At 69.9% G+C, this 21,195-nt stretch carries 18 protein-coding genes; 12 read left to right on the top strand and 6 right to left on the bottom strand.

Going from position 1 to position 21,195, the window contains the following annotated elements:
* Positions 1–87: 87 nt before the first annotated feature.
* The 6 genes from ACTXG6_RS09760 (at position 88) to ACTXG6_RS09735 (ending at position 10,222) form a co-directional block, all read left to right on the top strand.
* The gene (locus ACTXG6_RS09760; protein WP_445187433.1) at positions 88–1,659 is read left to right on the top strand and encodes a BTAD domain-containing putative transcriptional regulator; all 1,572 of its coding nucleotides are present in this window, start codon (positions 88–90) and stop codon (positions 1,657–1,659) included.
* The gene (locus ACTXG6_RS09755) at positions 1,656–4,961 is read left to right on the top strand and encodes a response regulator (protein WP_445187432.1); all 3,306 of its coding nucleotides are present in this window, start codon (positions 1,656–1,658) and stop codon (positions 4,959–4,961) included. The genes ACTXG6_RS09760 and ACTXG6_RS09755 overlap by 4 nt, the downstream gene beginning before the upstream one ends.
* Before the next feature lie 139 nt (positions 4,962–5,100).
* Positions 5,101–6,777, top strand: coding sequence for a purine-cytosine permease family protein (locus ACTXG6_RS09750; protein ID WP_445187431.1), 1,677 nt, complete (start codon positions 5,101–5,103; stop codon positions 6,775–6,777).
* Between the two features lie 217 nt (positions 6,778–6,994).
* Positions 6,995–9,142, top strand: a complete 2,148-nt coding sequence (locus tag ACTXG6_RS09745) for a SpoIIE family protein phosphatase (RefSeq protein WP_445187430.1) — start codon at positions 6,995–6,997, stop codon at positions 9,140–9,142.
* Complete coding sequence (locus ACTXG6_RS09740; protein WP_445187429.1) at positions 9,132–9,551, top strand: DUF3616 domain-containing protein; 420 nt, start codon at positions 9,132–9,134, stop codon at positions 9,549–9,551. Before ACTXG6_RS09745 ends, ACTXG6_RS09740 begins: the two co-directional genes overlap by 11 nt.
* A 194-nt stretch (positions 9,552–9,745) precedes the next feature.
* A complete protein-coding gene (locus ACTXG6_RS09735) occupies positions 9,746–10,222 on the top strand; it encodes a L,D-transpeptidase (protein WP_445187428.1) in 477 nt (158 codons plus the stop codon).
* 46 nt (positions 10,223–10,268) lie between these two features.
* Here ACTXG6_RS09735 and ACTXG6_RS09730 read toward each other — a convergent pair whose 3' ends face one another.
* From ACTXG6_RS09730 to ACTXG6_RS09720, 3 genes are all read right to left on the bottom strand, one after another.
* Complete coding sequence (locus ACTXG6_RS09730; RefSeq protein ID WP_445187427.1) at positions 10,269–11,087, bottom strand: class I SAM-dependent methyltransferase; 819 nt, start codon at positions 11,085–11,087, stop codon at positions 10,269–10,271.
* A gap of 178 nt (positions 11,088–11,265) precedes the next feature.
* The gene (locus tag ACTXG6_RS09725; protein WP_445187426.1) at positions 11,266–11,778 is read right to left on the bottom strand and encodes an MSMEG_0572/Sll0783 family nitrogen starvation response protein; all 513 of its coding nucleotides are present in this window, start codon (positions 11,776–11,778) and stop codon (positions 11,266–11,268) included.
* Between the two features lie 130 nt (positions 11,779–11,908).
* Positions 11,909–12,421, bottom strand: a complete 513-nt coding sequence (locus ACTXG6_RS09720; RefSeq protein WP_445187425.1) for a DUF1097 domain-containing protein — start codon at positions 12,419–12,421, stop codon at positions 11,909–11,911.
* Between the two features lie 854 nt (positions 12,422–13,275).
* Between ACTXG6_RS09720 and ACTXG6_RS09715 the strand changes: the two genes are divergently transcribed.
* The 4 genes from ACTXG6_RS09715 to ACTXG6_RS09700 all read left to right on the top strand — a co-directional run bounded on the left by ACTXG6_RS09715 (position 13,276) and on the right by ACTXG6_RS09700 (position 17,510).
* Entirely contained in the window at positions 13,276–13,995 is a 720-nt protein-coding gene (locus ACTXG6_RS09715; RefSeq protein ID WP_445187424.1) for an alpha/beta fold hydrolase, read from the top strand.
* Between the two features lie 305 nt (positions 13,996–14,300).
* Entirely contained in the window at positions 14,301–16,667 is a 2,367-nt protein-coding gene (locus ACTXG6_RS09710; protein ID WP_445187423.1) for a molybdopterin cofactor-binding domain-containing protein, read from the top strand.
* Positions 16,668–16,677: 10 nt separating this feature from the next.
* The gene (locus tag ACTXG6_RS09705; protein ID WP_445187422.1) at positions 16,678–17,154 is read left to right on the top strand and encodes a (2Fe-2S)-binding protein; all 477 of its coding nucleotides are present in this window, start codon (positions 16,678–16,680) and stop codon (positions 17,152–17,154) included.
* 47 nt (positions 17,155–17,201) lie between these two features.
* Positions 17,202–17,510, top strand: coding sequence for a hypothetical protein (locus ACTXG6_RS09700; RefSeq protein WP_445187421.1), 309 nt, complete (start codon positions 17,202–17,204; stop codon positions 17,508–17,510).
* Positions 17,511–17,584: 74 nt separating this feature from the next.
* On the opposite strand, the gene proS is transcribed toward ACTXG6_RS09700, so the two are convergent.
* From proS to ACTXG6_RS09685, 3 genes are all read right to left on the bottom strand, one after another.
* Entirely contained in the window at positions 17,585–19,006 is a 1,422-nt protein-coding gene (gene proS, locus ACTXG6_RS09695) for a proline--tRNA ligase (RefSeq protein ID WP_445187420.1), read from the bottom strand.
* Between the two features lie 215 nt (positions 19,007–19,221).
* The gene (locus tag ACTXG6_RS09690; RefSeq protein WP_445187419.1) at positions 19,222–19,656 is read right to left on the bottom strand and encodes a nitroreductase family deazaflavin-dependent oxidoreductase; all 435 of its coding nucleotides are present in this window, start codon (positions 19,654–19,656) and stop codon (positions 19,222–19,224) included.
* Between the two features lie 143 nt (positions 19,657–19,799).
* Positions 19,800–20,285 carry an RrF2 family transcriptional regulator gene (locus ACTXG6_RS09685; RefSeq protein WP_445187418.1) on the bottom strand — a complete coding sequence of 162 codons (486 nt, stop codon included), beginning with the start codon at positions 20,283–20,285 and terminating at the stop codon, positions 19,800–19,802.
* Between the two features lie 102 nt (positions 20,286–20,387).
* Here ACTXG6_RS09685 and ACTXG6_RS09680 point away from each other — a divergent pair, with 102 nt between their 5' ends.
* Together ACTXG6_RS09680 and ACTXG6_RS09675 are read left to right on the top strand one after the other, a co-directional pair.
* Positions 20,388–20,558 (top strand): hypothetical protein, encoded by a 171-nt coding sequence (locus ACTXG6_RS09680; RefSeq protein WP_445190351.1) that lies wholly within the window; start codon positions 20,388–20,390, stop codon positions 20,556–20,558.
* Positions 20,516–21,118: an SDR family oxidoreductase gene (locus tag ACTXG6_RS09675; protein WP_445189964.1), complete on the top strand. Its 603-nt coding sequence runs from the start codon at positions 20,516–20,518 to the stop codon at positions 21,116–21,118. Before ACTXG6_RS09680 ends, ACTXG6_RS09675 begins: the two co-directional genes overlap by 43 nt.
* The last annotated feature ends 77 nt before the right edge of the window (positions 21,119–21,195 follow it).

Genomic DNA, 21,195 nt, shown 5'->3' with positions numbered 1-21,195 from the left:
GTAGGGGCAAGTGAGGCGCGCACTGACGAGAACGTGACATGTTGCTTACTTCTCCTGCACACACGCCGGTAACCATCGGGGGAGGGAGTGGTCAACGTCGCCGAACCGGAGGAGGGCCGAGCCCTGATCGAGTTCCGGCTTCTCGGCCAGGTCGAGGTGTGGCGCGACGGTAACCGCGTGGAGATGGGTGGGCCCAAGCAGCGAGCCGTGCTCACCGCGCTGCTGGTCAGGGCCGGCCGGGTGGTCTCACTGGACCAGCTGATCGACGACCTGTGGCCGGTGGACCCCCCGGCGCGGGCCGCGGCCACCGTGCAGGTCTTCGTGTCCAACCTGCGTCGCGCGCTCGAGCCGGACCGACCGCGCGGCACGCCGGCGAGCCTGCTGGTGACCTCGACGCCCGGGTACGTGCTGCGCGCCGAGCCCGGTGCGATCGACGCGCACGAGTTCGTCCGGCTCGCCGAGGAAGGGCGCCTCGCCCTCGACGACGACGACCCCGAGCTGGCGGCCGAGCTCCTGGCGCGGGCCGGCGCACTGTGGCGGGGCGCGGCGTTGGCTGACGTCGTGGACGCGCCGTTCGCGCAGGCCGAGGCCGCCCGGCTGGAGGAGCTGCGGCTGTGTTGCGCCGAGGACCGGGTCGACGCCGAGCTGTCGCTCCGTCGGCACACGGCGGTGGTGGCGGAGCTGGAGCAGCGGGTGAGCGAGTATCCGCTGCGGGAACGGCCGCGAGCTCAGCTGATGCTCGCGCTCTACCGCTCCGGTCGCCAGGCCGATGCGCTGGCCACATACCAGGCGGGGCGGCGGGTACTGCGCGACGAGCTCGGGCTGGAGCCGGGCGCGCCGCTCAAGGCACTGCAGCACGCCGTGTTGTGCCACGACGCGGATCTGGCCTGGGAGCCGCCGGAGCCGGCGATCCGGGAAACGGCGACCTCCGAGGCAGCTCTGACGTCCGGGCAGACGTCCGGGCCGACGTCCGCGCCGCTGTCCGAGGAGCCGGGCGAGGAGCCGGGCGAGGAGCCGGGACGGGTGCTCGTCGTCGACGACAGCGGGATCAACCGCCGCCTGCTCGTCACCGCCCTGACCGAGCTGGGCCACGAGGTGCGCGCGGCCGAGCACGGCAGGCGCGCCCTCCAGATGCTGCGCGAGGACGACTACGACGTCGTGCTGCTCGACCTGCTGATGCCGGTGCTGGACGGCTACTCCACCCTGGCCGCGATCAAGTCGGACCCCCGGCTGAACCACCTGCCGGTGATCATGGTCTCGGCGGTGCACGAGCTGGAGAGCATGGTGCGCTGCATCGACCTCGGCGCGACGGACTACCTCCCGAAGCCGTTCAGCGCGGCAGTGCTGCGCGCCCGGCTGCGCTCCTCCCTCACCGCGAAACGGCTGCGTGACGTCGAGCGCGACTACCTGCGCCGGGTCGACGAGGTCGTCGCGGGCGGGCCGGCCGGGCTCGACGACGAGACGGCGAGGGACGACGTCGTGGGCAGGCTCGCACGCCGGTTGCAGCAGATGACCCGGGACGTGACGGCCCGCGAGTCCGCCCTGCGCGACGAGATCGCCACGCTGCGCGCAGAGGTCGACCGGGCCCGCGCGGGGACGCCCGCCCCGAGTGGACCCGAGGCTTCCCGACCCGCGGGTGTCCCCGGGGCGGACTCGTGAACGGTTGGCGCACCGGCACGGGGGGTCGGGCCTCGCTGCGTCGGCTCGTCCAGTGCGGGGTCGGCATCGGGGTCGTGCTGCTCGGTGTCCTGCTGCTGCTGAGCCTGCTGGCGGAACGGAGCATGAGTGACGCCACCACGGCGGAGGCCCGGCGTTCCGAGTCGCTGCGGCTGGCCTACGAGCTGCGCCAGACCTCCGACGACCTCACCCGGATGGCCCGCAGCTACGTGGCGACCGGACAACCCCGGTACCTGACCTGGTTCCAGGAGATCCTGGCCATCCGGGACGGCACCGCGCCGCGTCCCGAGGGCTACGACCAGATCTACTGGGACTTCGTCACCGACACCGGGGTGCGGCCGACGCCGTTCGGCCCCCCGGTCAGCTTCGCGACGTTGGCGGCGCAGGCCGGCTTCAGCGCCGAAGAGCTACGGCTGCTCGCGTCCGCCAAGTCGCGGTCGGATGCGCTGGCCCGGATCGAGGAGCAGGCCTTCGCCATGGTCCAGGCGGGCGGCTCGGCCCCCGGCCCGGCCCATGACCGGGCCACCGCACTCCTCTACGGAGCGGACTACCTGCATGCCAAGGCCCAGATCATGGAGCCCATCGGGCAGGTGTTCACCCTCGTCGACGAGCGGACGAGCCGGGAGACCGCGCTGGCCGCCGGCCGGGCCCGCGACTGGTCCGTCGGCGCGATCGCGGTCGCCCTGCTGCTGCTCGCCGGGATGGCGGTGTTCGCCGCCGTGACACGGCGTGCGGTCATCGGGCCGGTACTGGACCTGGACGACGCCACCGCGCGGATCGCGGAGGGTGATCACGACGTGCGGGCGCCGGTGGGCGGGGTGAGCGAGATCAGCGCCCTGGCCCGACGCTTCAACAGGATGGCGGAGCGGGTACGGGCCCGGACAGGCGAGCTGGAGCTGCTGCACCGCGTGGCCGCCACGGCCCACCAGGCCACTGATCTGCCGGCGGCCACTGGGGAGGTGCTCGACCTGGTCTGCGCACACACGGGCTGGAAGGTCGGCCACGCCTACTGGCGCGAGGGCGGCGAGCTCGTCTCGTCGTCGATCTGGCACGGCGGTTCCCCGGAGTTCCGGGATGCGACCGAGCGCACGCCGATGACCAGCGGAGTCGGCCTGCCGGGACGGGTGCTGGCCACCGGTGAGCCGGTCTGGATCACCGACGTGCTGCGCGACCCGAACTTCCCCCGCGCATCGGCCGCACCGGATCTGGGCGCCGGCATGGGCTTCCCGGTGCTCGCGGGCGACGACGTCGTCGCGGTGCTGGAGTTCTTCTCGTCGCGCCCCACCGCGCCCGACGAGCGGCTGCTCGCCCTGCTGTCCGACGTCGGCACCCAGCTCGGGCGGGTCGTCGACCGGGTCCGGGCCGAGGACGCGCTGCGCCAGGCCGCGGTGGCCGCCGAGAGCGCCAACACCGCCAAGAGCGCCTTCCTCGCGACGATGAGCCACGAGATCCGTACCCCGATGAACGCAGTCATCGGCATGTCGGGCCTGCTCCTGGAGACCGAGCTGGACACCGAGCAGCGCCAGTTCGCCGGGATCGTGCGCGACAGCGCGAACTCCCTGTTGCTGCTCATCAACGACATCCTCGACTTCTCCAAGATCGAGGCCGGTCGCTTCGAGCTGGAGCGGACGCCCTTCCACGTCGCCGAGTGCGTGGAGGGCGCGCTCGAACTGGTCGCCGCCGACGCCGCCCGCAAGGACCTCGAGCTGCTCTACGTGATCGACCCCGGAGTGCCCGAGGCCCTCGTCGGCGACGTGACCAGGGTGCGGCAGGTACTGCTCAACCTGCTCTCCAACGCGGTGAAGTTCACCGAGCGCGGCGGCGAGGTGCTGGTCACGGTGGGCGCGCGGGCCCTGTCCGATCCGGCGCGGCCCGACGGCACCCACGAGTGGAGCTTCGCCGTCCGCGACACCGGGATCGGCATCCCGCCCGACCGCATCGGGTCGATCTTCGACTCGTTCACCCAGGTCGACGCGTCGACGGCCCGCCGCTACGGCGGCACCGGCCTGGGCCTGGCCATCTGCCGGCGACTGTGCGACCTCATGGGCGGGACGATCGCCGCGATCAGCATCGTGGGGGTGGGCTCGACCGTCACGTTCACCGTCCGGGCCGCTGCCGCTGAGCTGGCCCGCCGCGACCCGGTACCGGACACGGCCCCCCAACTGGCCGGCAAGCGGGTGCTCGTCGTCGACGACAACGCGGTGAACCGGCAGATCCTGCTGCGCCACACCGGGTCGTGGGGCATGCACGGCACCGACACCGCCTCGCCGGCGACCGCGCTGCGCTGGATCACCGAAGGCGCGCGCTTCGACCTCGCGATCCTCGACCTGCAGATGGCCGGGATGGACGGGTTGGCGCTGGCCGAGGCGATCCGAGCGACCCCGCACGGCGCCGAACTGCCGCTCGTCCTGCTGACCTCGCTCGGCCGCCCGCGTCATCTCGGCAGCGCGGACCTGGCGGCCGTGCTGACCAAGCCGCTCAACCGGTCGCAGGTGTACCGAACCCTGATCGGCATCTTCGCCGCCCCCGCCGCCCCCGTCACCGCATCCGCCGCCGAGGTGGCCGTACCCCCGCTGCGGATCCTCGTCGCCGAGGATCACCCGGTGAACCAACGCCTGGTGCAGCTGCTGCTGGCGAAGCTGGGGCACACCGCCGATCTGGTGAGCGACGGGGTGGAGGCGGTGGCTGCGGTACGGCGCCGGGACTACGACGTGGTGCTCATGGACGTCCAGATGCCCGAGCTGGACGGGCTCGCGGCGGCGCGCGAGATCCGGGCGCGCCTCGACAACCGCCGGCCCCGGATCATCGCCGTCACCGCCAACGCGCTGCGCGGCGACCGGGAGGCCTGCCTCGCCGCCGGAATGGACGACTACCTCGCCAAACCGCTGACCAGGACGGAGCTGGCGCGGGCGTTGGGCGACTGCACCCCTCGGGCTCCCGACCCCGGTCCAGCCGTCCTGGATCCGACCGCGCTCGCGAACCTGCGCGAGCTCATCGGCGACGATCCGAAGGCGCTGGCCGGGCTCGTCGAGGACTTCCTGGCCGAGACCCCGCCACTGCTCGACGCCCTGCGCGCCGCGGTCGCGGCCGGTGACGCGGGGGCGGTGCACCGGGCCACGCACACCCTGAAGAGCCTCGGCGCCACCTTCGGCGCGACGGCGCTGGCCGAGTTGTGTCAGCGAGCGGAGTCGCACAGCGGGGCGCCGGCGGAGCTGGCGCCGCTGGTGGCCGCCATCGCGGCCGAGCACGACCGCGTCGCTCCCGCGCTGGAGAAGCTGCTCTGAGCCCGGCCCGACGCCGCGCTTAGCGAACACTTGGCGGCCGTTTAGCGCACCGGTGTTTGCTCTGTAGCTCATGGGGCCGCCGCCGTCCCCCCGCACAGCAACGCACGATCCGGCCACCGCGCCTCGAAGGGTGCCAGCGATGAGCAACGAGAAAGTCGTGTCGCACGAGACAACGCCAGTGAGCAGGGCCGCGCCGACGGCCACAGGTACCGCGGCGAAGGAGACCCTGGAGGACTACACGCTCAGGTTCGCCCCACGCTCCTACCGCCGGTGGGGTACCGGCGTGGTGGCGATCTCCGCGCTGGGCGGCATCGCGTACCTGGCCGACTTCGCCATCGGGGCGAACATCGGCATCTCCTACGGCACGGTCAACGCGCTGTGGGGAATCCTGGTGTTCGCGGTGGTCATCTTCGCCACCGGGTTCCCGCTGGCCTACTACGCCGCCCGGTACAACCTGGACCTCGACCTGATCACCCGGGGCAGCGGCTTCGGCTACTACGGCTCGGTGGTCACCAACGTCATCTTCGCGACGTTCACGTTCATCTTCTTCGCCCTCGAGGGCTCGATCATGGCGCAGGGCCTGAACCTCGGGCTGCACGTGCCACTCTGGGCCGGCTACGCCGCGTCCACACTGATCATCTTCCCGCTGGTCATGTACGGGATGTCGCTGCTGTCCAAGCTGCAGCTGTGGACCACCCCGCTGTGGCTGATCCTGATGGTGGCGCCGTTCGCCTACCTGCTGATCAGCCACCCGGAGTCGGTGGCCACCTTCTTCGCCTACCAGGGTGAGAGCGGCAAGGGCGCGACCAGCCTCGGCTCCATCTTCCTGGCCGCCGGCGTGTGCCTGTCGCTGATCGCCCAGATCGCCGAGCAGATCGACTACCTGCGCTTCATGCCGCCCCGCACCCCGGAGAACTCCCGCCGCTGGTGGACCGCCGTGGTACTGGCCGGACCGGGCTGGGTGATCTTCGGCGCCATCAAGCAGATCGTGGGCCTGTTCCTGGCCGTCTACATCATCGCCAACGTGGCCGGCGGCCAGAACGTCTCAGCCGTGGCCAACCAGCCGGTGCACCAGTTCCTGGAGATCTACCGCGACATCATGCCGCCGTGGGCCGCGATGGCACTGGCCGTCGTGCTGGTCGTGATCAGCCAGATCAAGATCAACGTGACGAACGCGTACTCCGGCTCGCTGGCCTGGACGAACTCGTTCACCCGGGTCACCAAGCACTACCCGGGCCGCCTGGTGTTCCTCGGCTTCAACCTGCTGGTCGCACTGGTGCTGATGGAAGCGAACATGTTCGACTTCCTGAACACGATCCTGGGCTTCTACGCCAACTGCGGGATGTCCTGGGTGGTCGTGGTGGCCTCGGACATCGTCATCAACAAGTACCTGCTCAAGATCTCACCGCTGCAGCCCGAGTTCCGCCGGGGCATGCTCTACCCGGTCAACCCGGTCGGCTTCGGCTCGATGCTCATCTCGGCCGGGGTGTCCATCGTGGTCTTCTTCGGCGGGCTGGGCGCCGGCCTGCAGCCGTTCTCGCCGCTGGTGGCCATCGTGCTGGCACTGGTCCTGCCGCCGATCCTGGCGGTCGCCACCCGGGGCAGGTACTACCTGCGCCGCACCGGCGACGGCATCGACCTGCCCATGTACGACGAGTTCGGCAACCCGTCCGGCGAGGTCCTGCACTGCCACGTGTGCCGCCAGGACATCGAGCGCCCGGACATGGCCAAGTGCGAGACGCACGACGCGGTGGTCTGCTCGCTGTGCCTGAGCCAGGACAAGGTCGGCGACCACGTGCTGCCCGCCACGGCCTGAGCCAGGACAAGGGTCGGCGGCACGACCGAAAGACCGCGCCGGTCCCGGTCAGACCGTGGGGAGAGTGGCCCGACCAGGGTGGTCGGGCCACTCTCTCTGTCTTCACGGGTGGCTGTCCCCGTACGCCGACAGACGGCGTGCGCGAAGTGCGTATCGACCGGGTTCCGATCGACTTGTTGGATCGGAGCCCGGGTCGGCGGTGGGACGGGGTGGCGCGATGACCGAACCAGCCGAGGCCGAGGCCGAGCGGCAGCGGCTGGCCGCCCGGGTAGCCGACGCGTTGGCCCGCAGCCAGGTGCTGCTGGCCGCGAGTGAGGCATTCACGGCCGCCACCACGCTGACCGAGATCTCGGTCGCCGTCGCGAACCTGGTCAGCAACCAGCCGCAGTCCCCCGCGTACGTGGACATCGCGCTGCTCGAACCGGACGGCCAACACCTCGTCCGGCTGCGCAACGATGTTCTGCCTGTCGAGATCCGGCAGCGGTACCAGCGGATTCCCCTCACGGCCGACCAGCCCGCGGCGGAGTGCGTCCGCACCGGGCGGCCGGTGTTCGTCGAGAACCTCGAACAGCTGACCGAGCGTTATCCGCCGCTGCACGCCGACTGGGCGGCCCCGAATCGCCAGGCCACCGCCTGTGCACCCGTGCCGGGCCCGGACGGCCCGCTGGGCGCATTGGTGTTCGTGTGGGCGACCCCGCAGTCCATCGACGTCACCGAGCAGGCCGTCATCACCGCCATCGCCGGTTACGCCGGCCACGCCATATCACGGTTGCGCGCGATGGAGCAACGAGTGGCCGAGGTGCGCACCCGGTACGAGGACACCCGGGCGGCGATGTTGCTCATGCAGCGCAACCTGCTCCCGAGGGCGCTGCCGGTGCTGCCGGGCCTGAACCTCGCCGCCCACTACCGGGCGGCCGCCACCGACCACACCGCGGGCGGCGACTGGTTCGACGCCATCCCGCTCGGGCAGGACCAGGTCGCGCTGACCGTCGGTGATGTGGTCGGGCACGGGGCAGCGGCGGCGGCGGTCATGGGTCAGCTGCGTGCGGTACTGACCGGGTTCCTGGTCGAGGGCGCGGACCCCGGCGAGGCGCTGGCCAGGCTGGACCGGTTCGTCGCCAGGGTGCCCGGGGCCCGGGGCACCACCGCGTGGGTCGGGGTGCTCGACTCGCGGCGGCGGCAGCTGTACTCCGCCAGCTGCGGTCATCCCCCACCGATGGTGATCACTGCGGGGGGCCGGCACCGGAACCTCCCGCTGACCGTCGGCGGACCGCTGGGGTTACCCGGCCCGGCGCACCAGATCGCGGAAACCTCACTCGAGTCGGGTGAGGTACTGCTGTGCTACTCCGACGGGCTCGTCGAGCGCAGCGGTCGCACCCTCGAGGACGGATTCGCGGCGCTCGGCACGGCCGCCGCGACCGCCCGGCTCCGGTACCGCGAGGTGCGGCCCACGTCACGGGCGCTCGACCTGGTGTGCGAGCTGACCGTGGACACCGTGACCCGTGCGGGTCAGCGTGACGACGCGACCCTTCTCGCGGTCGAGGTGCTCGGCTCCACGCCCTCGCCGGTCTGCGTCGAGGTAACCAGCGACCGGCCCGAGCTGTCCCGGCTCCGGCGTGAGCTGGCGGCCTGGTTGGTCTCGGCCGGGGCCAGCGAGGAGGACGTGCTGGCCGTCAACCTGGCTGTCGGCGAAGCCGTCGAGAACTCGATCGAGCACGGCTACCGCGACTCGAGCGGCACCGTCGGGGTCGAAGGCTCGCTCACCGGCGACGGGCGGGCATCCTTCACGATCACCGACCGCGGCCGCTGGCGTACGCCTCCGGTCGACCCGAGCCACCGGGGACGCGGGATGATCATGATCCGGCAGTGCGTGGACACCGTCGAGCTCGAGGACCTCGCCCCGGGCACCCTGGTTGCCTTCGACCGCGAACTGCGCCGGGCGCCCGTGTTCGGCTCCACCTCGACCCGCGGCTCCGACCCCGCCGACGCCGACGACACCCCGGCGGACCTGCGCATCACGTTGACCCGGACGGATGGGCGACCTTGCGCGGTGGTCAGTGGCCCGGTCGACATGACCACCGCCGGCCCGCTGCGGAGTCGTCTCCGCGACCTCAGCAGAGGCGGGCTGCTCCCGCTGTCGGTCGACCTGACAGCGGTCACCCACCTGGGCAGTGTCGGGATCGAGCTGCTGTACGAGACCGCCGAAGAGGTCCTGCACAGCGGACACACCCTCCGGCTGCTCGCCCCCGACGGGTCGCCCGGGTCGGCCGCTGTCCGGCTCAGCGGCCTGGACAGCATCGCCACGCTCCTCGACGAAGGCACACCCGAGGTCGACGGGCGGGTACAACGGGCGTATGGAGATTGAGCTACGTGATCGCCCGGCTTGCCGTGCAGGACGGTCCCGACGGGCTCCCGGAGCTGGTCAAGAGCACCGACGACGGCCGCACCAGCGCGTTGTTCGGCGCCGCGGCGAGCCGAACCTGGCCAATCTGCTCGCCGAGGACGAGCACCTGGCGCCGTTCCTGGCCATTCCGGCCAAGGACAACGGCTTCGACGTGGAGGGGCTGGCGGTGCACGGCGAGACCCTGTACGTCGGCCTTCGCGGGCCGGTGCTGCGCGGCTTCGCGGTCGTCCTCGAGTTGTTGCCGGAGGAGGCCGCGCCCGGGCGGCTGCGGCTGGTGCCGATCGAGGGCGAGCGGTGCTATCGGAAGCACTTCCTTGACCTGGGCGGGCTCGGTGTGCGGGACCTGTGCCCGCACGGGCCAGACCTGTAGGACACTCTGGTGCTCCCGCCGGCCCGCACCGGCTGGCCGTCTGCTGAGAACTCTGTGAATGAGCGGGGTCGTCGGGAGCACCGCCGCGGCGATCTCCCGTGTCACACTCCGTTGGAGCAGGTCCACCGTCCGGGGACCCGCGGTCACAGCAGCGTGAGGGGCAGCCGATGGTCACCAGGACATGGTTCCGGTCGGTGCGTAGGAGGACGCCGGGGCCGGTCGCGCTGGCGGTCGCGGCCGTGCTGGTCACCGCCGGTGCGGGCGGCCTGACGCCCACCCCGGCGGTGACCGACCTGGCGGCCACCGCGCCGACCTCGCACTCGAGCACCCCCTGCTCGGCGAGCGCGAAGGCGTGCATGGACCTGTCCAAGCAGCAGGCGTGGCTGACCGACGGGGCCGGGCACATCACCTACGGGCCGGTGCCCGCGCACGGCGGATCGAAGAAGGCCAAGACACCGAAGGGCACATTCTCGGTGCTGTCCAAGGACGCGCACTACTACAGCACCGAGTTCCACGCCCCCATGCCCTACTCGGTGTTCTTCTACCCCGGCGACGCCTTCCACGCCGACAACCCGGCCACCGCCTCCAACGGCTGCGTGCACCTGAGCATGGCCGCCGCGCAGCGCTTCTACGCCACCCTCAAACCCGGTGACAAGGTCCAGATCAAGTGACCCCGACGCGAGGCGCAGTCCGCGGAGCCTGATCACTACGGTCCAACTATCGGACCGTAGTGATCAGGTAGTGACTGGTGGTGTGGAAGTGGGTGTCGGACTCGTTCCCGTTCTCGAGCACATCGAGCAGGTGGGCGCGCAGCGCAGTCCCGTCCCCATGCCGGTCGACCACCGCGAGACCGCTGATCGCGAGTGGGTGGGAGCGTGACTGCAGCTCGAGGTAAGCCGCCGCGGACGCGGCGGTAATGATCAGCTCCTCACGCTGAGCGGTGACGCGCAGCCCGTAGGGCACGAACAGTTCCGCGATCGCCGCCTCGTCGTGCCAGGGAAACGGTGCGGGTCCGGGTCCGATGCCCAGAGCTTCGCGGACCGCGGTGGCGGCGAGTCGGTTCATCTCGATGACCGGGCTACCAGGCAGCCAGGCGCTGAACACGATCCGGCCACGCGGGGCGCGGACACGGGCGAACTCGGCCGCGGCCGCACGGTGATCCGGCGCGAAGATCACACCGAATGAGGACAGCACAACGTCCGCCCCAGCGTCCTCGACGGGTAGCGCGGCCGCGGCTCCGGCCACGAACTCGACGTCGAGGTGGGCGGCGGCGGCCTGTTCACGAGCCAGTGCCAACAGCCGGGCCGCCGGGTCGACCCCCAGTACCGCCGCACCTCGCGCCGCGGCGACCAACGCGGCACTGCCGGTGCCGCAGCCGACGTCCACGACCGTCTCACCGGCCTCGACCCCGGCGACCTCGACAAGCCGACGGGCCGCGGGAAGTAGGTCGGCGGCGGTGTGCTCGTAATGCCCGATGCCCCAATCGAGGGGCGCCGGGCCGGCGCGGGTGGTCCTGGCGGGGCCGGTGTCGTCCAATCCTGCTGCTCTCCTTCGTCGGCGCTGCTCCGCACACACTGCGGGATGCGGCTTGCGAGAGGCTTGCAGCACCGAAACCAGGTACGACCGGCATGGGGCGCCGAACTACGCCCACCGATGACGGCGTCGTCATCGGTGGACCCGGCCTCGGCGCGGCGCTGGGCCGAGGTGTGAGCCATCAGAACATGTAGGTCGAGTTGATGATGGCCCCCTTGCGCGCGTAGTGGATCAGCGCGTCCTGCACGTCCAGCGGGTGCGTCGGGATGACGCCGTCGATCAGGTCCTCCTCACGGACGCCGTGCAGCGACAGCCCGAAGCGGCAACAGAACGCCTTGCCGCCCTCGGCGATGAACGTGGCGAGCTGGTTGTTGATGTTGTGCTCACCGGGGAACGCGGACGTGCCGGTGGTCGGGAAGCCCCGGGTGGCGAGACAGTTCAGTGAACCTGGCCCGTAGAAGTAGAGGGCTGACTCGAAGCCCTTCCGCAACGCGCGGGTGGCCTGCAGGATGGCCACGAAGCTGACGCTGGACTCGTGCGCGATGCCGTGCACCAGGGTGAAGTACACCTCGCCGGGCTCAGCCTGGTAGTCCGGGAAGACCTTCGTGGCACCGTAGATCGAGGACCCCTCGGGCAACGAGGGATGCAGGATCTCGGCGAGGCTCTTCTGCTCGACGTCGGTCAGTGTGGGCACGGAAATCCGCTCCCCGTTCGAGGATTGGGTTGTGTCCTGGCTGTCCGGATCCGGGTCCGGCTGCTTACCGGCGACGAGAGCACGCCACAGCTGCCGGGCCCGTGAGGTCTGCGAGTGGGTCATCGGTCGGTCACGCGGACGCTGGCGTACGAGCCGAGACGAGCTTGCCAACGAGCAGGCTGGCGACGTAGCCGAACAGGCCGCCGATCACGAACGACAGCAACATGACCGTGAAGGGGCCGCTGGGCAGGGAGAAGTCGGTGCCGGAGGCCTTGGTCAAGAGCCCGAAGGCAGCGGTGGTGGCGAAGCCGACGACAGAACCCGGCACAAACCCGAAGATCGGGATGAGCGCACCGAGGATGGTGATGGCGGTGAAGGCCCCGACGACGATGCCCACCAGGGCGGGGTTGCCCGCCTTCGTCAGCACGACCAGCATCACGGTCCCCCACACCACGCCCCAGAGAATGGCCGGCGTGGTCTTCTTGAGTGCTGCCATATCGCCCCCGGCGGCGAAGTAGGTGGCGGCGCCCAGGAACGTGGCGGGGATGAACAGACCCAGACCCGATAGGGGCCCGACATACAACCACGTGAGAACGGCACCGATGAGCCCAATGACGAGTGCGAGGGCAAGTGGGAGCTTCATGAGAATACCTCCGGTGAGTTGGATGGATGGCGCGGTCGGTGAGCCTCCGAAATTGCCGTATTTAACTTCCACGGCGGAACGAGTGTTGGCAACGGGTTGAGGCCCATAAAGCCGTCATGTGACCGAAGGTTTTCCGGATGTAACCATTACGACATATTTGGACCCGCCGAACGCGCGTCCTCGATCGCACCGTGTTGCACTGCCAGCGCAGGCGGGATCGTCGGTCCCCGATCGCCGGGCTAGTTTACAATTCGGCGTTCCGAACGAAACCATTCGGACACATCACCTGGGTCTACTGGTCCGACTAGCTCGTCCGTCGACTGATAGGAGTAGCGGGCTGGGTGTCGTTTCTCCCATGGGCGAGATCTGACACAGGGCGACCTGTCCCTGCTTTAGTGAGTGCGCGTTCGAAAATGAGTGCGCCCACTAAAGGTTTCTTCGCGAGCGCGCCCTATCTGTGTTGTGAACCGACGCTCGTGAATGCGGGCAGGCGGTTCGTTTTGCAACGCGGTCCGCGGCCCAAGTTTGGCCACAACGCCAATCAATGACTGAGCACGTGGTCGTGTAGGCGAGTTGAGCCGGGCGGGCCCGCGCTCGGGCCACTCACCCTGACGGGAGTCACCCAGGGGAGCGCTCGCGATTCCAGCTAGCAGGTAGTGGGCGACGCCAGGCAGCCCGAAACATCGATGACTGCTGGCGTCGATGACACCCGCCCCGGCGACCGCGAGGCTCATAGGGCATCGGCGCGCGGCCCCGACCCTCGGGCGCTCCACGGGAGGACGAACATGATGTCCCTACTCGGTGCGGCCACGCGGCCGCTCACCCGGACGATCGGGCGCGCGGCTGTGGCGCAGGTGAGCGAGGTGGCGGTGATAGCGGCCCTCGCGGCGATGGCACCGTTGGGCCGGGCCGGCGCCAGTGTCGAGCGGGCAGTCGATGCGCTGGCGCCGATCGCGAGAAGAAGCATTGCGCCGGCCGCGTTCCCGGTACTGCTCGTGCACGGCCTCGGGGGCACTAAGTCATGCTGGTTCGCCCTCGCGCGAGCGCTCCGTGACCGGAGCATGATCGTCGACGCGATCAACTACCCGCCGTTCGGAACCTCCGTGGAACAGGTCGCCGACCAGCTCACGGCCAGGGTTGAGCGGCTGCTGGCGGAGACCGGCGCGGACAAGGTCCATCTGATTGGACACAGCCTGGGCGGGATCGTCATCGCCCAGGCTTTCGCCGACGGTCGCCTCGACGGACAGGTGGATACAGTCGTGACCATCGCGACGCCCTTTGGTGGCTCGCCGTGGGCGAACCTCTGTCCGTTCGGGGCGACCGTCCGGGCGCTGCGGGCGGGCTCGCCGCTGTTGCGTCGCCTGGCAGCGGCTCCACACCCGGACGGTGTGCGATGGCTGGCCTTCACGGGCACCCTCGACCTGATCGTGCCGGGCCGCCGGTCGGTGCCCGGCCACGCCGAAGTTCAGAACGTCACGGTCGCCGATGTTGGACACATCGGAATGCTGCTGAATCCGCTCGTCGTCGATCGCATCGTTGCCGCACTGCCGGCACCTGAGCAGGCTGTGGCCTAACCCGGTGAACTCCGCATTGTCGGTGCCATAGACCAATCGGTACCGCAGACACGGAATCGACTACACAATGTGCCGACAACCACCCGGACGTGCCGTCGCCATCACCCGTCCGGGCGCCTTGTTCCACACACCTTCTGCGCTTCGGGCTCGTTTCTGAAGACATTCACCATCGACCGCGGACGCTCCCCAGTTGCCGCGGCCGATGGATGGGGACAAGGGTGTCCGCCGTACGACGAGCTCCCTGTGCGAGCTCGCCGAGCCTGGTTGCCTGTCCGTCCCCGCCCCCTCGTAGGTGGAGGACATCGATGCCCACTCACCGCGCGACAACCCGGCCGCGCCCCGACGCCTGTGCCGCCCCCCGCACCGCCAGCCGTCGACGATTTCTCGGCTACCTCCTGGCCGCGCCCACCCTGGTGGTCGCCGCCGAACTCGGCGGGAGCAGCCTCTTCGGCACGACCCCGGCCTGGGCCGCGGCCATCCCGGAGCTGCCCAAGCTGCCCGGCACACCGCAGACCCCCGAGGTCTACGACCTGCTGGACGCCCTCCGGGACGCGGCCCGGCCGACCGCGAACCTGATCAAGATCACGGTGCACCGGGACGGCACGGTCTCCTTCGCGCTACCTCGCTCGGACAACGGCCAGGGCATCATCACCTCCACGCAGATGATCATCGCGGAGGAGATGAACCTCGACGTCGACCAGGTGCAGGTGACGCTGGCCGACGCCCGGCCGGAACTGGTGTTCAACCAGCTGACCGGCGGGTCGAGCACGACGTTCACCACCTTCACGCCGATCCGGGTGGCCGCCGCGCTGGCCCACGGCGCCCTGCTGGATGCGGCGGCCGCGCAGCTGTCCCAGGAGAAGGCGGTACTCAGCAGCCGGGCGGGCCTGATCACCGGCGCGAACGGGCACTCGCTGCCGTTCGGGAAGCTGACCGAGTCGGCCGCCAGCCCGGTGGACAGGGCCGTCGAGGTGGTGCTCAAGGACCGCGAGAAGTTCACCGTCATCGGCAAGCCGCACACCAAGACCGACGCGCACGCCATCGTCACCGGCCGCAAGAAGTTCGCCACCGACCTGCGGATCCCCGACGCGCTGCCCACGGTCATCTGCCGGGCGCCGGACCTCAACGGGTACCCGAAGGGCGTCGACAACCTCGACGACGTCCGCAGCATGCCCGGGGTCACCGACGTGGCGGTGGTCGGCGCCGGGGTGGCGGTGCGCGCGGCGACGTTCGGTCAGTGCATCGACGCGGTGAATGAGCTGAAGGTGCGCTGGAACGCCGGCACGGTGCACGGCGAGGACGACGAGTCGGTGCTGAAGAAGCTCCGGCGGGCCGAGCTGCCGCTGGCCGTGCCGAAGGGCGCCGGGAAGACCATCGAGGGCCAGTTCACCTTCTACTTCCGCGGCGGCAGCGCCCTGGAGACCAACTGCGCGATCGCCGACGTGCGCAAGGACCGGGCCGAGATCTGGGGGCCCGCCAAGAGCCCGATCGCCGCCCAGGCGGACATCGCCAAGAAGCTCGGGCTGCCGCAGAACTCGGTGACCTTCCACGTGACCGAGGGCGGCGGGTCGTTCGGCCGCAAGCTGTTCTACGACGCCGCGCTGGAGGCCGCCGAGGTCTCGAAGAAGTTCGGCAAGCCGGTCAAGCTGATGTGGACCCGCGCGGACGACTCCCGGCAGGGCCGGGTGCACCCCATGGCCACCTCCCGGGTCCGGGCGCAGGTCGCCGGGGACACCGTGCTCAGCTTCGAGCAGCGGCACACCAGCGTGGCCACCGAGATCAACCCCGGTCTGTCCGAGGCCATCACGGCCGCCGCGACCAAGGCCCCGCTGGGCAACCTCACGGTCTCGGAGTTCATCTTCGAGACCACGCAGCTCAACCCCTACGACTTCGGCGTCTCGACCCGGTTCCTCAACGAGGTCGACATGCGGTTCAACACGGGCAGCACGCGCAACATCTACTCCCCGGACATGGCCACCGCGCGGGAGCTGATGGTCGACCGGATTGCGGCCTCCATGGGCAAGGACCCCTACGAGTTCCGGGCCGCGTTCACCAAGCAGCAGCGCTGGCGCCGGGTGCTCGAGCGGGTGGCGAAGGAAGCCGACTGGGGCAAGTCGATGAGGTCCGGCACCGCGCAGGGCATCGGCATGCACGTGGAGTACAAGGGCGCGGCGGCGTGTGTGGTCGAGATCGACTGCCGGTCGGACACGGTGAACCGGAAGATCCGGCAGGCCCGCACCGGCCCCCGCGTCACCAAGGTGACCTACGTCGTCGACATCGGGCTCGTGATCAACCCACGCGGCGTCGAGGCGCAGATGATGGGCGGGATCAACGACGCACTGGCGATGACCCTGACCGCCAGCATGCACCTGGACGACGGCCACTTCGTCGAGGCGAGCTGGGACAACTACTTCTACACCCGGCAGTGGAACACCCCGCCCGAGATGAACATCATCGTCATCGAGGACTCGGAGGCCCCGGAGCCGGGCGGGGTCGGCGAGTTCGGCGTCGCGGCCACCTGCGGCGCGATCGCCTGCGCCTACGCCCGGGCCACCGGCCGGGTGCCGGAGTACTTCCCGCTCGATCACAAGGAACCGCTGCCGTTCGAGCCCTACCCGACCGTGCCGCCGATCCCGCCGTCCCCCACCAACGGCCTCGACAAGACGTTCTGAGGAGTCAGCCATGCCGACCCAGAAATTCAAGCTCAACGGCGACTCTGTCTCGGTCGACGCCGACGACGACGTGCACCTGCTCTGGGTGATCCGGGACCTGCTCGGCGTGACGGGGCCGAAGTACGGCTGCGGGATCAACGTGTGCAAGGCATGCACCAGCCACATCAACGGCAAGGCGTTCAACCCGTGCTCGGTACGGGTGGGCGACATCAAGGACAGCGACGAGATCACCACGATCGAGGGGCTCGCCGACACCAGCGACGGCGACCTGCACCCGATGCAACAGGCCTGGATCGACCACGACGTCGCGCAGTGCGGCTACTGCCAGCCGGGTCAGATCATGGCCGCGGTGGCCAAGGTGCGCCAGTGCCAGCGGGAGGGCCGCGAGGTCGACGACTCGGCGATCGAGGAGCTCCGCAACATCTGCCGCTGCGGCACCTACAACCGGATCCGCGAGGCGATCAAGGCCGGCGCCGAGAACATGTGACGGGCACGGTCATCCCGCTCCCCCATACACGCACGGAAGGACAGTCCATGAAGGCACGACGGACCCTCACCACCGCTCTGGCCGGCGGGGCCCTGCTGCTGATCGGAGCCGGTGTCGCCCATGCCGACAGCAACGACACCGACGACACCGGCTACCCCAGTACGCAGAGCGACACCCAGGGCGCGGACGCCGGGGCAGCCACGGCCGGCAACAGCCGCGACTCCTTCGACGACGCGGCCAACGGCGCCAACCGTCCGGACGACGCGGACGGCACCGACACGCAGTTCCCGGGGCCGGACCCCCGCTTCGTCGAGGGACCGGCCGGCGGCCTCGTGAAGAACGGCCCGCTCGGCTGAGCGTGTCACGGGTGGGCGAGTCACTCGCGCGGTGGATAGCCCTCGTCGCCGACTGACCTGACCGGGCCGAGGCGTCAGTAGCTACGCCCGACCACCGCCATGACGTCGTCGGCCGATGTGTCCGGTGGGATCTGGCCGTCAGCGGTCTGCAGGCATCGCACCGTGATCGCATCGGTCGCGAGGGACTTCTCCCCCTCGACCCCGAGGATCCGCCACGGGATCCGGGCGAAACCGGTCTGGGCGGCCTCGCGTGCCTCCTCGACGGACTCGGTCTGGACCGTCCTGCTGGCCAGCTGATCTGCCGCGGTGGTCAGCAGATCGTTCTGGATCGTCTCGAGCAGCTTCGGCACGGCCTGGGCCGTCGCGGCGGCCTCGGTGGGGACCCGCTCTCCGGTGTCGCGCCGCACGAGGTTGAGGTGGCCGGCCTCGACGTCCCGAGGGCCGATCTCGATCCGCAGCGGTACGCCCTTGAGCTCCCAGTCCGTCACTCGGCGACCGAAGCCCCTGTCCACGGCGTCGTCGACGCGTACCCGCACGCCGGCGCGGTCGAGCTGAGCACACTGCTCACGGGCGGCGGCGAGCACTCCCGCGTCGTCCTTCACGGCGAGTACGACGACCTGTGTCGGCGCCAGCCGAGGTGGAACCACCAGACCGCTGTCGTCCCCGTGGCCCATGATGAGACCGCCGACCAGCCGGGTACTGCTCCCCCAGGACGTGGTCCAGCAGAGCTGGCGCCGACCGTCGGCATCACTGAATGTCATGTCGAACGCCTTCGCGAAGTTCTGCCCCAGCTCGTGACTGGTCGCGACCTGCAGCGACTTCCCGTCTCCCATCATGGCTTCACAGGTCATCGTGCTGATGGCCCCGGCGAAGCGTTCGCGAGCCGTCTTGACGCCCACCAGGACCGGCAGCGCGAGCACCGATCGCAGGAAGTCCCGGTAGACGTCCAGGTGGATCTGGCGCGTGTAGGCAGCCGCGTCCTCGTAGGTGGTGTGTGCGGTGTGCCCCTCCTGCCAGAGGAACTCGCTGGTACGCAGGAACAGCCGGGGCCGCATCTCCCAGCGCACGACGTTGGCCCACTGGTTGAGCAGCAGGGGAAGATCACGATGGCTCTGGATCCACTTGGCCATCAGCTCACCGAACAGGGTCTCACTGGTGGGGCGTACGACGAGTGGTTCGGCGAGCTCCTTGCCACCCGCGTGCGTGACGACAGCCAGTTCCGGGCTGAACCCCTCGACGTGCTCGGCCTCGCGCTTGAGGTAGCTCTCCGGGATGAACAGCGGCAGGTAGACGTTCTCGGCACCGGCTCGCTTGATCCGTGCGTCGATCTCCGACTGGATGCGCTCCCACAGCGAGTAGCCGTAGGGCCGGATCACCATGGTGCCCCGCACCGGGCCGTTGTCAGCGAGCTGCGCCTTCTCCAGGACTTCCTGGTACCAGCGAGGGAAGTCGTCCGCCCTCGACGTGAGAACCGATCTTCGGCGTGAGGTAGCCATGGCGCGCGATCGTAGTTCGCGGTACTTCGAACCGCCTCCGGTTTCAGTGCCGGCAGAGTTCCACCGGTGAGCGGCCGGGTTCGAGGACCCGCTGCGACACTGCGGCCGGCGGGACGGTCGCGGGACCGTCATTCCCCGCCGGACGCGCGCGCCCGTACCGCCGCGCAGCCGTCAGCTGAGAGCCTTCGACCTGCGCGTGATGCCGCTGGTGGTGGTCAGGACTTCGGGTCGAGCACAAAGACGGGGATCTGCCGGTCCGTCTTCGTCTGGTACTCGGCGTAGGACGGGAACGCCTCGACCGCGCGCTCCCACCACTCAGCGCGCTCGTCACCCTCGACCTCGCGGGCGACGTAGTCCTTGGTCACGGTCCCGTCCTGCAACCTGAACTCCGGGTACGCCTTGATGTTGTAGTACCAGACGGGATGCTCGGGGGCGCCACCCTTCGAGGCGACCACGGCGTAGCTGCCGTCATGCTCCACGCGCATCACCGGCGTGTAGCGCAGCTTGCCGGATTTCGCGCCTCGCAGGGTGAGCAGCACGATCGGCGACCCGAGGACGGCAATGCCCGCTGTCGTACCGGTCTCGAGGATCGTCTTCGTCTGGTCCTGGACCCAGGTCGTGGGGCTGAACTCCGCGGTTTCGTTGGCCATATCCCCATTGAACCCGATAGGCGAGCCCGACATTCCAGCCGAGTGGAGTGAACTCGACAGGAGGGCTGCGCGGCGCGGGGGGCGGCACCGTAACCGCCCTGGCCACCGCTGGATCATCGCAAAACCAACCAGCCGGGCGACGGTCAGACCGCCTCCCCGGCGAGCCAGCCGCTGATGGCGGCCATCACGTCGGCGTCGTAGTCCTTGTCGACGTCGCGCGCCAGGTCGGCGACGGTCACCTCGCGCAGCGCGGCACGCCATGCCCCATCGGCCGCGATCATGGCGCGGTTGATGGCGCAGGGCGTGAGGCAGGCCTCGGCGGGCGTGGCCATCGGTCCGCGCTGGCGGATCTCCGTGCAGGCGAACGTCGAGCGCGTGCCGTCGATTGCCTCGACGATGTCGAGGACTGTGATCTCGCTCGGCTCGCGGGTGAGGGTGTAGCCGCCGGAGTGGCCCTGCGTCGATCGCACGATGCCGGCGCGGGACAGCGCCTGCATCTGCTTGGCCAGGTAGGTCGTCGAGACGTCATGCAGCTCCGCCAGCCGCGCCACGGCAACCGCATCGTTCTTGGCGGCCGAGAGCACGACACAGCAGTGCAGTGCCCATTCCACGCCGCCGGACAGCTTCATGACACCAGTCTACTTGACTCGGACATGAAGTGTCCGTGTAGTGTATCGGACATCAAGTGTCCGAGTTAGCAAACATGGGTCATGGGGAAGGCAGGACATGTCATGAAGTTCGCGGTCATCGGCGGAACCGGGCTGATCGGATCACAGGTCGTGCAGGATCTGAACGCGGCCGGGCACGAGGCGGTGCCGCATGGGCTGTCACCGGGGTCGACGTTCTCACTGGTCAAGGCCTGGATGCGGCGCTGGCCGGCGCGGACGTGGTCGTCAACCTGACCAACTCCCCGACCTTCGACGACGCCTCCCCGGCGTTCTTCCAGACCTCGATGGACAACCTTCTGGCCGCGGCTCAGCGGGCGGGCACCGGGCACTTCGTCATCCTGTCCATCGTCGGCGTCGACCAGGTGCCCGAGCTCGACTACTACCGCGCCAAGGCTCTCCAGGAGGACATCCTCAAGGCCGGCCCCGTCCCCTACTCCATCGTCCGCGCCACCCAGTTCATGGAGTTCATGGACGCCGTCCTGTCCTGGACCGCCGACAACGACACCGTCCGCCTGCCCAACACCCCGATCCAGCCGATCGCCGCGGCGGACGTCGCCGCCACCGTCGCCAACGTCGCCGCCGGATCACCCCTGGGCGGCACCCTCGACGTGGCCGGGCCCGACGTGTACCCGCTGGACGAACTGGGCCGGATCACCCTCACCGCCAAGGGTGACAAGCGCTCGGTGACCACCGACGACACCGCCGGCATGTTCGCCGTCGTCCACGGCGATGTCCTCCTCGCCAAGGACAGCGCCCGCATCGCCCACACCCACTACACCGACTGGCTGAAGTAGACCGCACGCCCCGGGCGCGACAACTTCCGTCGACAACGGACGATCGACGTCGGTGCCGGCGCCGCCGGTGCCCGACA

This window comes from Pseudonocardia sp. Cha107L01, assembly GCF_052566575.1.
This window is presented reverse-complemented; position numbering and strand designations above follow the sequence as displayed.